We start from the raw sequence: 12,532 nt of genomic DNA on the forward strand, positions 1-12,532 counted from the left end.
TTCGCCTCGCCCTTCGGGCCGTTGCTGAAGCAACGTTATCCTTCACGTCTACCATCTTACTGCTTTGTTAATTGGTGGGTCGTGCAGGATTCGAACCTGCGACCAATTGATTAAAAGTCAACTGCTCTACCAACTGAGCTAACGACCCACTTTTTTCGCGGCTTTCGGGCTGTTCGATATCCCTTGGCAACGGCGGCATATATTACTGATTTAAGAATTCAGCGCAACAAAAATTTCGACGAAGATCACTTAACTGCTTACGAATCAGGCGGCACGACCAGAAATAACGCGATTTCTGGTCATGCGACACTCAACCCATCGATCCAAGACGTTTTTGCGCTTGTTTCGCACCTTCGGTGCCTGGGTACTTGGTGACCACCTGCTGATAAACGGCCTTCGCTTTCGCGCTGTCGCCTTTATCCTGCATGATGACGCCGACCTTAAACATGGCATCAGGGGCTTTAGGTGATTTTGGGTAGTTTTTTACCACTGAGGCAAAATAAAACGCCGCATCATCCTTTTTACCCTTGTTGTAATTCAACTGACCGAGCCAATAGTTCGCATTTGGCTGATACGTTGAATCAGGATACTTTTTCACGAAGTTCTGAAACGCCGCGATAGCATCGTCCTGACGCGATTTATCCTGCACCAGGGCAATCGCTGCGTTGTAGTCAGTATTCGCGTCACCGCTCTGTACAGGCGCGCCTGTGGAGGCTGACGCATCTGCTGCAGGAGCCGGAGTGGCTGTCGCCGCCCCACTCTGATCGCCCGCCGCGGGTTGCGCCGCTGCGCCACCGTTGCTCATGCCGTCGATCTGCAACAGGATCTGCTTCTGACGCTCGACAACCTGGTTCAACTGATACTGACTTTCCTGGATCTGACCACGGAGAGAATCAATATCGTTTTGGTTATCGGAGAGCTGCTGCTGGAGTTGGGTTAAAAGCTGACTGTGAGCGTTAGAAATACGCTCGAGTTGAGTGACGCGGTCTTCGACCGAGCCGGAGCCGACACTACTGATTGGTGCCTGAGCAAAAGCGGCCCAGGGGGCCGCTATTCCAACCAGTAACGACAGACTCAATAGTTGATGTCTGAAGTTACTGCTCATGCAATTCTCTTAGTAAACCAGTACGGCACGACGGTTTTTGGAGTAAGCCGCTTCGTCATGACCCAGTACTGCAGGTTTTTCTTTACCGTAAGAAACGATGGAGATCTGGTCAGCAGAAACGCCTTTACCCTGCAGGTACATCTTAACGGCGTTCGCACGACGCTCACCCAGGGAAATGTTGTACTCAGGAGTACCACGTTCGTCCGCATGACCTTCTACGGTGACTTTGTAAGATGGGTTGCTACGCAGGAAGTTTGCGTGCGCATCCAGCATCGCAGCGAAGTCAGAACGGATGTCATACTTGTCCAGATCGAAGTAAACAATGTTGTTCTGCTGCAGCTGCTGCATCTGAAGACGCGCTTGCTCTTCAGAAGACATATTGCCGTTACCGTTAGCGTCCATACCAGTGCCGGCACCCATCATGCCTTCGCCGCTCTGGTCGTTGCTTGCATTCTTGTTGGAAGAACACGCCGCGATTGCCATTACAGGCAGAGCGATCATCAGCCCCTTCAGCACTTTGTTCAGTTGCATTTCTAAGATTCCTTTAGTAATCAATTAATTATTATTTACAGATACGGCGACCAGGCAGGTGATTTTACCTGTCCATCAGTTGCCGGAATACGCGCTTTGAAACGCCCATCTGTAGAAACCAGATTCAGCACAGATCCCATCCCCTGAGAAGAGCTGTAGATTACCATCGTGCCGTTAGGTGCCAGACTTGGCGTTTCATCCAGGAACGTTGACGATAAAACTTGCACGCCACCCGTTACCAGATCTTGTTTGGCAATGTGCTGCTGCCCACCGTTGGAGCTGACCATTACCATTAATTTACCGTCGCTGCTCACGTCCGCATCCTGGTTCTGAGAGCCTTCCCAGGTAATACGTTGTGGAGCACCGCCGTTTACATTCACTTTATACACCTGAGGACGACCCGCCTGGTCAGACGTGAACGCGAGGTTCTGGCTGTCCGGGAACCAGGTTGGCTCAGTGTTGTTGCTACGACCATCAGTCACCTGACGGATCTGACCAGAACCGATATCCATCACGTAGAGGTTCAGGCTACCTGTTTTAGACAGGGCAAACGCCAGTTTAGAACCATCCGGTGAGAATGCTGGTGCACCGTTGTGACGCGGGAACGACGCCACCTGACGCACAGCGCCGTTAGACAGCGTCTGGATAACCAGGGCTGAACGACCGCTTTCGAAGGTCACGTAAGCCAGTTTAGAACCGTCCGGAGACCAGGCCGGAGACATCAGCGGCTGTGGTGAACGGTGAACGGTGAACTGGTTGTAACCATCGTAGTCAGAGACGCGCAGTTCATACGGGAACTGGCCGCCGTTGGTCTGCACCACATACGCGATACGGGTACGGAAAGCGCCTTTAATACCGGTCAGCTTCTCGAACACTTCATCACTTGCAGTGTGACCTGCGTAGCGAAGCCACTGCTTGTTCACTTTATACGAGTTCTGCGCCAGAACCGTACCCGGAGCGCCGCCAGTATCCACCAGCTGGTACGCCACTGTGTAGCCACCGTCCGGATTCGGAGTCACCTGGCCCACGACCACGGCATCAATACCCAGTGCGGACCAGGCAGCAGGTTGAACTTCCTGAGCGGTACCCGGCTGCTGTGGCAGACGAGAACGATCTAATGGATTGAATTTGCCGCTGTTACGCAAGTCAGCCGCAACAATGCCGCCAACGTCTTCAGGTGCAGCGCCAGGGCCTGCCCACTGGAACGGAACAACGCCAATTGGACGCGCGGAGTCCACCCCTTGGGTGATCTCAATGCGTACCTCTGCGTGCAGCACAGCTGCCCACAGCATAAAGAAACCTACTGCAACACGTAATGCCTGCTTCATCATATCTCCCTTACCCGGGTAACCTTACCCGCGATAATTTAGCAGAATGTTAACAAACTCAAATAGACAAAACTACCAGAACCCTGTGACTAAACCTGGTCTATTTTTCCCCGTTTGCACGGAGAAATTGTGACTTAAGGTTTAAAGTCCAGCGGCGCATTTTTAAAGACTTCATAGACGGCTTGCGAAGGTGGTTTTGGCATCTTCGCCTGACGTGCCGCTGCCAGCGCAGCAGTACACAGGGCCGGATCGCCACCTTCGGACTGAATATCAAGTAACATGCCATCCGGTGCCAGTTTTATCCGCAGCGTACACGTTTTACCGGCATAAGATGAAGCATCATAAAATCGACTTTCAATCGCCGATTTAATCTGCGAGGCATAGCCATTGATTTCAGCGCCTGAAGCGCCGTTATTCTTAGTGTTACCACTTCCTGCTGGCGATGCATTGCTTCCTTTCGCCCCACCGCCCGATTTCGGCGCATTCTTACCTGAACTCAGGTCACCGAAAAGGTCGTCAACATCGGATGCCGAAGCTTTCTCCGCTGCAGCTTTTTTCGCTGCGGCAGCTTTGGCGGCTGCGGCTTTATCGGCAGCAGCTTTCTTATCTGCAGCAGCCTTTTCAGCGGCAGCGGCTTTTTTGTCCGCTGCAGCCTTCTCAGCAGCAGCGGCTTTTTCAGCGGCAGCCTTCTCTGCTGCAGCCGCTTTCTTCGCAGCATCGGCAGCGGCTTTCTTCTCCGCTTCCTGAGCGGCTTTCTTCGCGGCCTCAGCTTCTGCTTTTTTCTGTGCATCAGCAGCGGCTTTCTTCGCTGCTTCTGCTTGTGCTTTTTTCTCTGCGTCGGCGGCGGCTTTCTTCACGGCTTCTGCTTCTGCGACTTTTTGTGCATCCGCAGCGGCTTTCTTCGCCGCATCGGCGGCTTGTTTCGCCTGAGCATCTGCTTTTGCCTTGGCATCGGCTGCGGCTTTAGCGGCCGCCTCTTCTGCCTGCTTCTGCTGCTCTTGCGCTTTTTGCGCGGCGGCTTCAGCCTGTTTCTGTTCGGCAGCCTGCTCTTTCGCCGCTTCTTGCGCCTGCAAACGTTCTTTCTCGAGCTGCTTCAAACGCTCCTGCTCCGCGGCCTGCTTTTCACGCAGTTCCTCGGCTTGCTGTTGCGCCTGTTTATCACGCTGCTCTTCTGCACGTTTTGCACTCGCCTGCTGCTGTTGCTGACGATTATAGTTTTGCACTACCGCGCCTGGGTCCACCATGACGGCGTCGATGGAAGAGCCCCCACCACCGCCGGCTGACGCGTCAATATGCTCATCGAACGAACTCCAGATCAGCACTGCAAAAAGAATCACATGCAGCACCGCGGAGATAATGATCGCTCGCTTAAGCTTGTCGTTTTGTTCGGTTGCCTTTGACACTATCGGTTCCCAAAAACTGTGCAGATGATTAGATCGGTTGCGTCATCAAGCCTACCGACTTAACACCCGCGCTATGTAGCAAGTTCAGCGCTTTAATAATTTCATCGTAAGGCACATCTTTGGCGCCACCGATTAAGAAGACCGTTTTCGGATTTGACTCCAGGCGGCGCTGCGCTTCGGCAATAACCTGCTCTGGCGGCAACTGATCCATACGATCTTTCTCGACCACAACGCTGTATTGCCCCACGCCGGAAACCTCAATAATGACCGGTGGATCATCATTGCTGCTCACCGCCTGTGATTCTGTCGCATCCGGCAGATCAACTTCCACGCTCTGGGTGATGATCGGTGCCGTCGCCATAAAGATCAGCAGCAGCACCAGCAATACGTCCAGCAGCGGTACGATATTGATTTCGGACTTAAGTTCGCGACGATTTCGTCCACGCGCTCTGGCCATGGTTTACCCCTTGTTACTCTCGGTGCTGGTAAACGCCTGACGGTGCAGAATCGCCGTGAACTCTTCCATGAAGTTGTCGTAGTTCAGTTCCAGTTTGTTCACGCGCTGGTTCAGTCGGTTATAGGCCATAACCGCCGGAATAGCAGCGAACAGACCGATTGCGGTCGCGATCAGTGCTTCTGCGATACCCGGAGCAACCATTTGCAGCGTAGCCTGTTTCACCGCACCCAGTGCGATAAAGGCATGCATGATCCCCCACACGGTACCAAACAGACCGATATACGGGCTGATAGAACCTACCGTGCCAAGGAACGGAATGTGCGTTTCAAGGGATTCCAGTTCACGGTTCATCGAGATGCGCATGGCACGCGATGCCCCTTCAACGACCGCCTCAGGTGCATGATTATTAGCACGATGCAGGCGAGCGAACTCTTTGAAACCGCTATAGAAAATTTGTTCGGAGCCTGAGAGGTTGTCACGACGCCCCTGGCTTTCCTGATACAAACGAGAAAGCTCAATACCAGACCAGAACTTGTCTTCAAAGGCTTCGGCTTCACGGCCAGCAGCGTTAAGAATACGGGTTCTCTGGATGATGATGGCCCAGGATGCGATTGAAAAACCAATCAAAATCAACATGATAAGTTTAACCAGAAGGCTAGCCTTCAGGAACAAATCAAGGATATTCATGTCAGTCACTGCTTAAACTCCGCGACAATAGACTTAGGAAGCGCACGAGGCTTCATGATGAGTGGATCAACACAAACAATCAGAACTTCTGCTTCGTTCAGTACTGTGTTCTCTGCGTTGACGATCCGCTGCGTGAAGACCAGTGAGGTTCCACGCATTGATGTTATTTCCGTTTGGACTTCGAGCATATCGTCGAGTCTGGCGGGCGCAAAATACTCCAGCGTCATCTTGCGTACCACGAAGGCAACTCGTTCAGCCAACAAAACCTGCTGACTGAAGTGATGATGGCGCAGCATCTCAGTGCGTGCCCGTTCATAAAAAGCAACGTAGCTGGCGTGGTAGACCACACCCCCGGCATCGGTATCTTCGTAATAGACCCTGACCGGCCATCGAAACAGCGTTGTATTCACTTTACATCCCGGTAATGCAACAAAAGTTTAGAGCTTTTAAACTTCGCTACTATACGCGCGGGAATGATGGTTTGGAATGGGGGAAAGTAAACGGAGAGTAAATTTTTATGGGCTCGGGTAAGCCCATAAGATTAACGGACAGTTCTTATTCAGCTAAAGAAAAAAACAAGTCCGGCGAGAAGCACTAAATCAGCGACCAGCGGGCAGAAAATACCTTGCCAGTGAACGGCTTTCGGGCGAAAGCCCACACCGTGAATGACGCCCGCGCAAACTGCCCACATGATCAAGAAACCATGCCAGATTTCCAGTTCGCTGGTCTTCGCCGCAAAGCGCGACGGGTCCCAGAAAATGCAGCCTGCCAGCACGAGTGCCATCACTAAGGAAAGCGCCCGTAACGGGCGCTTGTCCATTACCGCATAGATATACTTAATCATTCAGGCTGCCTCTTCGTTGGCTGCGTCTGCTCACCCCAGTCACTGACTAATGACAGCTCCTGGGGATTCTCAGACTTGCCGCCTCGATGCAGCCCGAATGCTGTCGTATATCGCTTTACGATAACATTCATCATCAGTGCTTTTCTTCACCGGTTTTGGTCGCTTCGATATGTTCGAGCGCCAGCGCGGTAATGACACCAAATGCACAGGCAAGAAGCGTCCCTAAAATCCATGCGAAATACCACATATTCAGCTCCTTACTTAGTACAGGGAATGAGTATTGCTTTCGATGTCTTCTTTCGTGATACGACCGAACATCTTCCAGTAACACCAGGTGGTGTAGAGCAGGATAATCGGTACGAACACGCAAGCAACATACGTCATCAGGTTAAGCGTCAACTGGCTCGACGTCGCATCCCACATGGTCAGGCTGGCATTCATCATGGTGCTGGAAGGCATCACGAACGGGAACATCGCAATGCCCGCGGTCAGAATGATGCACGCCAGAGTCAGTGAGGAGAAGACGAATGCCCACGCCCCTTTTTCCAGACGAGATGTCAGCACGGTCAGCAGCGGCAGCAACACACCCAGAGCCGGGATAGCCCACAGCGCAGGGGTATTGTTGAAGTTCACCAGCCATGCACCTGCCTGACGCGCGACTTCTTTAGTCAGCGGGTTAGACGGCGCAGTGTGGTTGATAGCCGACGTCACGACATAGCCGTCGATACCGTAAACCACCCACACACCGGCCAGCGCGAAGCAGACCAGCGTTACCAGCGCGGCAACCTGAGCGGTCGCGCGGGAACGCAGGTGCAGTTCACCCACCGTACGCATCTGCAGATAGGTTGCACCCTGAGTGATGATCATCGCCACGCTCACCACGCCCGCCAGCAGACCAAACGGGTTCAGCAGCTGGAAGAAGTTACCGGTGTAGTACAGACGCATGTATTCATCGAGGTGGAACGGAACGCCCTGCAACAGGTTGCCGAACGCCACGCCGATCACCAGCGGTGGCACGAAGCTACCGATGAAGATGCCCCAGTCCCACATGTTGCGCCAGCGGGTGTCTTCGATCTTGGAGCGGTAATCAAAACCGACCGGACGGAAGAACAAGGACGCCAGCACCAGAATCATCGCCACATAGAAGCCGGAGAACGCAGCTGCGTAGACCATCGGCCAGGCGGCAAACAGTGCGCCGCCCGCGGTGATCAGCCACACCTGGTTACCGTCCCAGTGCGGGGCGATGGAGTTGATCATGATTCGACGCTCGGTGTCATTACGACCGAGGAAACGGGTGAGCATGCCCACCCCCATGTCGAAACCGTCAGTGACCGCAAAACCAATCAGTAAGATACCGACCAGCAGCCACCAGATAAAACGCAATACTTCATAATCGATCATTTGACGACTCCTGTCTTAGCGTGCCGGCTGAGTAGTCACAGTGGACTGCTCGTAGTGATAGCGACCGGTTTTCAGGCTGCTCGGGCCGAGGCGTGCGAACTTGAACATCAGGAACAGTTCAGCCACCAGGAACAGGGTGTACAGACCGCAAATCAGCAGCATGGAGAAAATCAGATCCCCTGCAGTCAGCGACGAGTTAGCCACTGCCGTTGGCAGCACCTCACCGATCGCCCATGGCTGACGGCCATACTCCGCTACAAACCAGCCGGATTCGATCGCAATCCATGGCAATGGAATACCGTACATCGCGGTACACAGCAGCCATTTTTTCTGGCCGATACGGTTACGAATCACGGACCAGAAGGACGCCGCGATAATCAGCAGCATCAGGATGCCGCAACCGACCATGATACGGAACGCGAAGTACAGCGGAGCCACGCGAGGAATAGAGTCTTTGGTCGCCATCTGAATCTGTGCTTCAGTCGCATCAGAGACGTTCGGCGTGTAGCGTTTAAGCAGCAAACCGTAACCCAGGTCTTTCTTCACGTCATTGAACTGATCGCGAACAGCCTGATCGGTTGAGCCTGAACGCAGCTGTTCCAGCAGCGCATAAGCTTTCATACCGTTACGGATACGCCCTTCGTGCTGCACCATCAGATCTTTCAGGCCCGTGACCTGCTTATCAACAGAACGGGTGGCGATGATACCCAGCGCGTAAGGGATTTGAATGGCGAAGCGGTTTTCCTGCGCATCCTGGTCAGGAATACCAAACAGAGTAAACGCTGCCGGAGCCGGCTGAGTTTCCCATTCGGCTTCGATAGCCGCCAGTTTGGTTTTCTGCACGTCGCCCATTTCGTAACCGGATTCATCACCCAGAACAATAACAGACAGGATGGCTGCCATACCGAAGCTTGCTGCGATAGCAAAGGAGCGTTTGGCGAAAGCGAAGTCGCGACCGCGCAGCATATAGTAGGAGCTGATGCCCAGCACGAACATCGCGCCGCAGACATAACCCGAGGCCACGGTGTGAACGAATTTCACCTGAGCAACCGGGTTCAGGACCAGCTCGGCAAAGCTGACCATCTCCATACGCATGGTTTCGAAGTTGAAATCAGACGCGATAGGGTTCTGCATCCAGCCGTTAGCGACCAGGATCCACAGTGCGGACAGGTTGGAGCCTAAGGCCACCAGCCAGGTCACGGCCATGTGCTGAACTTTACCCAGACGGTCCCAACCGAAGAAGAACAGACCTACAAAGGTGGATTCGAGGAAGAAGGCCATCAGACCTTCAATGGCCAGCGGCGCACCGAAGATATCCCCAACGTAGTGAGAATAGTAAGACCAGTTAGTCCCGAACTGGAACTCCATGGTCAGGCCGGTCGCCACGCCCAGCGCAAAGTTGATACCAAACAACTTGCCCCAGAACTTGGTCATATCTTTATAAATCTGTTTGCCGGAAAGGACGTAGACCGTTTCCATGATGGCCAGCAGGAACGCCATACCGAGCGTTAGTGGCACAAAAAGGAAGTGGTACATCGCGGTCAAGGCAAACTGTAAGCGCGACAGTTCGACTATATCTAACATCATGACTCCTTGCTCATCGCATGAAGACTCCGAGAGTGAATCCCTTCGAAAGGGTTCACACACATGCCCCAATACAAAGTTATCTGTTTCCCTTCTTCGTGACTTATTCTTCAAAAGAGGAAAAAGCCATGACGAAAGGTTACAAATACGTTAAGAAAAAACTCTAATTGATCCCGCAAATATAATACGCTGCAAAGCCCTTACAATAAACAGGTTTTTATTGAAGGAGATTTACGTTTTACGACGGTGATCAATATATAGCGAATTTACCACTTTTCAGCCAGTTTGATCGCCGACAATTTAGCGCCTTTTAGGGTGCATTTCCAAGCATTAAACATTGATTTAAATCAAAAACGCCCGATTCTGTTAAAGGTGTTTAAATGCATTAGCCATAGTAAATGCAATGTTAATGAGATGTAGATTTGATCGGGGTAATGGTTAGCAAATGCGGAATGGGATATAAACAACAGTGATTTTTTTTAACGTTGCTTGTCGTCTCGCTTTATAAAGCTGACAAACATTTAAGGATAGTGGCTTAGACTTCTTTTTCCATTACGGCAATAGCCCAGGCAAAAATAACATTAATTTCACCCAATGCCAGCGTTCAATTAACACCATCGCGCAACTATAACGTTAACGAAATGATCATCGAAACGTCTTAGCCGGTCCGTTCGTGTAAATTTTAGTCAGGCTGGGTACTGCTGAGGGGTGACATGTGCAGACTCATGCCGAAAGAAGTGCCGATGTTCATCGCGCTTCCTGCCCGGCACATCCGCCGGGCAGATTTTGCTGCTGCTTAGAGCGTAAACGTCATACCGATGCGGTAGCGCGACTCAGCAATGCACCCTTCCCCTTCGTAGAAACCCTGTTTATCGAGATAATCATATTCCACATACGGGCTAAACCAGCTGTTCCATTTATAACGCAGCGTAACGGCATTTTCCGTTGACCAGGATTTGTCATTCTTATATTTATAATCATCATTAACATGTTTATATATCGTTCCCTGCCAGAGCACACTCCACTTAGGGTTGATTTTATAGCCCAGATACAAGTCCAGACGGTTAACGCTATCGCGATGCGACTCTCCTGCGCTATTCGTGGTTTCATAGGTGTTATAATCATAGCGATAACGTAAACTCGTACTTAAATCCTGAGTGATTTTATAATTCAGCCGGAGATAAGGGCGTATTTGCGTTCCGTTACTGCTCCAGTGATAAATGCCACCAGGCTGGAAACTCCATTTATCCGATAACGGAATCGTGTAATTAGATTCTATTTCATTGTAATCGGTTTTGCTGTCACCCAATGAATGAGCACCGTCAGATTTATCCCCCCCATTGGCTCCCCGGCCATTACTCTTATTGTTTTTATTATCGGTTTCAATACTGGCCCACCAGCCCGTTTTCCAGCTTTCGCTCACCTTGTACCGCGATTCATACGAGTGACTGCCTGCCCTGTAGCCGCCCCGCACGTCAAACGTCAGCGCCTGACAAACCACCGGGCATGCGCTAACACAAGCCAGTAATGTCCATAGCCATTTCTTTTGCATAATTCATCCCTTTTATATTTTATTAAACGTATTGCCGTATTGAACTCGGTGTTGACAACAGGAAGGCATCATATTCATTACTAAAAACAGATCACCTGCATATTTTTAAAAATAAGATCAATCCCACACTTTTTATTGAAATAGCGTTTCGTTTTTATATTTATAAAAAATAGATCATTTGTGCAAATGATTAAATAAAACTAATTCATGCCGCCTATATGTTTTTTAAATAATTTATTATCCATCCTGTTTTTAAATTTGTGACCCTCATCAATTATGACCATCAAATTTTTCCATACGATAAATTGAAATTACATTTCATTTTTAAAACAACGAAATTTCAACCAACTCATGGAAGCGATAATGAAGATAAAGAAACTCCGCTGGTATATTATTTCCCTGGTCATGCTGGGGACAATAATCAACTACCTGGCACGCAGTACCCTCGGCGTGGCGGCCCCAGAAATGATGAAAACCCTGAACTTGTCCAGCGAGCAGTACTCCTGGATCGTCTCCGTCTTTCCCTTCACCTACGCCATAGGCGGGATCGCCTGCGGCTTCATCATTGATAAATTTGGCCTGCGCATCAGCTTTGCCGTGCTGGCGGCGCTGTGGTCGTTATGCAACATGCTGACGGCGCTATTCAGCACCTGGCTGCCGATAGCCTGCCTGCGTGGCGGTCTCGGTTTGACCGAAGCAGCATTTAACCCGGCGGGGATGAAAGTCACCGCCGAGTGGTTCCCGGCGAAAGAGCGCGGGCTGGCCTGCGGGATCTACAGTCTCGGCACCTCCCTCGGAGCGATGCTCGCGCCTCCGCTGGTAGTCTGGGCGATCCTCAACTACAACTGGGAGATGTCGTTTGTGGTCACCGGCGGGATGGGGATTCTGTGGAGTATTTTGTGGCTGGTGTGCTATCGATCGCCGGAAAGCCATCCGGCGCTGCTCAAAGCGGAGTATGACGAAGTTCAGGCGGACAACAGTCTGGTCGTGACGACAGAAAAAGCGACTCTCAGCTCGATGATCAAAGATAAAAACCTGTGGGCCATCTCACTCCCGCGCTTTATGGCCGATCCGGCGTGGGGAACCCTGCACTACTGGATGCCGCTGTATCTGGTCACCGTGCGTCATATGAATTTGAGTGAAATCGCGATGTTTGCCTGGCTGCCATTCCTGACGGCGGACCTGGGCTGTCTGGCTGCCGGATACATCTCAAAGTTTCTCAACAATCGCGGCGTACACATTATCAACGCCAAACGCATCACCTTTACCTTCGCCGCACTGCTGATGGTGTCCATGGCCGCAGTCGGCTACGTCGAAAACGTCTATGCTGCCATTGCGCTGTTTTGTATCGCCGGCTTTGCCCATCAGTGTCTGTCGATTACCGTGATCAGCATGTCGTCTGACCTTTTCCCGAAGCAAAAAGTCGCCACCGCCACCGGCTTTGCCGCTTTTACCGGCAGCATGGGCAACTTTGCATTTAGCCTGTTCCTCGGCGCGATGGTCGCGGTGGTTGGCTACAACGCGTTCTTTATTGGCCTGGGCGTTTTCGATCTGATCGGTGCCGCATTCCTGTGGCTGCTCATCAAAAATCCTGCCGCGGCATTGAAACCTGTGGTCGCGTGAATAGCATTATTAAGAGG

General features: G+C 51.6%; 13 protein-coding genes and 1 tRNA gene. 1 reads left to right on the forward strand and 13 read right to left on the reverse strand.

Features of this window, described 5'->3' with window-relative positions:
- Positions 1 to 72: 72 nt before the first annotated feature.
- The 13 genes from AC3WS9_RS15245 to AC3WS9_RS15305 all read right to left on the reverse strand — a co-directional run bounded on the left by AC3WS9_RS15245 (position 73) and on the right by AC3WS9_RS15305 (position 10,892).
- Positions 73 to 148: transfer RNA gene (locus AC3WS9_RS15245), tRNA-Lys, on the reverse strand.
- Between the two features lie 162 nt (positions 149 to 310).
- Complete coding sequence (gene cpoB / locus AC3WS9_RS15250) at positions 311 to 1,105, reverse strand: cell division protein CpoB (protein ID WP_282494091.1); 795 nt, start codon at positions 1,103 to 1,105, stop codon at positions 311 to 313.
- A 9-nt stretch (positions 1,106 to 1,114) separates the two neighbouring features.
- Positions 1,115 to 1,636, reverse strand: coding sequence for a peptidoglycan-associated lipoprotein Pal (gene pal, locus AC3WS9_RS15255; protein WP_003858578.1), 522 nt, complete (start codon positions 1,634 to 1,636; stop codon positions 1,115 to 1,117).
- 35 nt (positions 1,637 to 1,671) lie between these two features.
- Positions 1,672 to 2,964 (reverse strand): Tol-Pal system beta propeller repeat protein TolB, encoded by a 1,293-nt coding sequence (gene tolB / locus AC3WS9_RS15260; RefSeq protein WP_285153564.1) that lies wholly within the window; start codon positions 2,962 to 2,964, stop codon positions 1,672 to 1,674.
- Positions 2,965 to 3,098: 134 nt separating this feature from the next.
- Positions 3,099 to 4,367 carry a cell envelope integrity protein TolA gene (tolA, locus tag AC3WS9_RS15265; protein ID WP_282494093.1) on the reverse strand — a complete coding sequence of 423 codons (1,269 nt, stop codon included), beginning with the start codon at positions 4,365 to 4,367 and terminating at the stop codon, positions 3,099 to 3,101.
- 28 nt (positions 4,368 to 4,395) lie between these two features.
- On the reverse strand, positions 4,396 to 4,824 hold the full coding sequence (gene tolR, locus AC3WS9_RS15270) for a colicin uptake protein TolR (protein ID WP_095281284.1): 429 nt from the start codon (positions 4,822 to 4,824) through the stop codon (positions 4,396 to 4,398).
- 3 nt (positions 4,825 to 4,827) lie between these two features.
- On the reverse strand, positions 4,828 to 5,520 hold the full coding sequence (tolQ, locus tag AC3WS9_RS15275) for a Tol-Pal system protein TolQ (RefSeq protein ID WP_100777167.1): 693 nt from the start codon (positions 5,518 to 5,520) through the stop codon (positions 4,828 to 4,830).
- Positions 5,517 to 5,921: a tol-pal system-associated acyl-CoA thioesterase gene (gene ybgC / locus AC3WS9_RS15280; protein ID WP_032617092.1), complete on the reverse strand. Its 405-nt coding sequence runs from the start codon at positions 5,919 to 5,921 to the stop codon at positions 5,517 to 5,519. Before ybgC ends, tolQ begins: the two co-directional genes overlap by 4 nt.
- A 149-nt stretch (positions 5,922 to 6,070) precedes the next feature.
- Positions 6,071 to 6,352 (reverse strand): cyd operon protein YbgE, encoded by a 282-nt coding sequence (gene ybgE / locus AC3WS9_RS15285; protein ID WP_282494139.1) that lies wholly within the window; start codon positions 6,350 to 6,352, stop codon positions 6,071 to 6,073.
- 136 nt (positions 6,353 to 6,488) lie between these two features.
- Positions 6,489 to 6,602 carry a cytochrome bd-I oxidase subunit CydX gene (cydX, locus tag AC3WS9_RS15290; protein WP_095281280.1) on the reverse strand — a complete coding sequence of 38 codons (114 nt, stop codon included), beginning with the start codon at positions 6,600 to 6,602 and terminating at the stop codon, positions 6,489 to 6,491.
- Between the two features lie 14 nt (positions 6,603 to 6,616).
- Positions 6,617 to 7,756 carry a cytochrome d ubiquinol oxidase subunit II gene (gene cydB, locus AC3WS9_RS15295; RefSeq protein WP_282494094.1) on the reverse strand — a complete coding sequence of 380 codons (1,140 nt, stop codon included), beginning with the start codon at positions 7,754 to 7,756 and terminating at the stop codon, positions 6,617 to 6,619.
- Positions 7,757 to 7,771: 15 nt separating this feature from the next.
- Positions 7,772 to 9,340: a cytochrome ubiquinol oxidase subunit I gene (gene cydA, locus AC3WS9_RS15300; RefSeq protein ID WP_492490338.1), complete on the reverse strand. Its 1,569-nt coding sequence runs from the start codon at positions 9,338 to 9,340 to the stop codon at positions 7,772 to 7,774.
- A 796-nt stretch (positions 9,341 to 10,136) separates the two neighbouring features.
- A complete protein-coding gene (locus AC3WS9_RS15305) occupies positions 10,137 to 10,892 on the reverse strand; it encodes an oligogalacturonate-specific porin KdgM family protein (RefSeq protein ID WP_285158586.1) in 756 nt (251 codons plus the stop codon).
- 363 nt (positions 10,893 to 11,255) lie between these two features.
- On the opposite strand from AC3WS9_RS15305, the gene AC3WS9_RS15310 reads away from it, so the two are divergent.
- Positions 11,256 to 12,515: an MFS transporter gene (locus AC3WS9_RS15310; protein ID WP_282494096.1), complete on the forward strand. Its 1,260-nt coding sequence runs from the start codon at positions 11,256 to 11,258 to the stop codon at positions 12,513 to 12,515.
- Positions 12,516 to 12,532 lie beyond the last annotated feature (17 nt).

The organism is Lelliottia sp. EB106-05-01-XG201 (assembly GCF_058791735.1).

Coding starts and splice junctions, on each gene's coding strand:
- cpoB (WP_282494091.1), bottom strand. CDS start 1,105: ATGAGCAGTAACTTCAGACATCAACTATTGAGTCTGTCGTTACTGGTT.
- pal (WP_003858578.1), bottom strand. CDS start 1,636: ATGCAACTGAACAAAGTGCTGAAGGGGCTGATGATCGCTCTGCCTGTA.
- tolB (WP_285153564.1), bottom strand. CDS start 2,964: ATGAAGCAGGCATTACGTGTTGCAGTAGGTTTCTTTATGCTGTGGGCA.
- tolR (WP_095281284.1), bottom strand. CDS start 4,824: ATGGCCAGAGCGCGTGGACGAAATCGTCGCGAACTTAAGTCCGAAATC.
- cydX (WP_095281280.1), bottom strand. CDS start 6,602: ATGTGGTATTTCGCATGGATTTTAGGGACGCTTCTTGCCTGTGCATTT.
- cydB (WP_282494094.1), bottom strand. CDS start 7,756: ATGATCGATTATGAAGTATTGCGTTTTATCTGGTGGCTGCTGGTCGGT.
- cydA (WP_492490338.1), bottom strand. CDS start 9,340: ATGTTAGATATAGTCGAACTGTCGCGCTTACAGTTTGCCTTGACCGCG.
- AC3WS9_RS15305 (WP_285158586.1), bottom strand. CDS start 10,892: ATGCAAAAGAAATGGCTATGGACATTACTGGCTTGTGTTAGCGCATGC.
- AC3WS9_RS15310 (WP_282494096.1), top strand. CDS start 11,256: ATGAAGATAAAGAAACTCCGCTGGTATATTATTTCCCTGGTCATGCTG.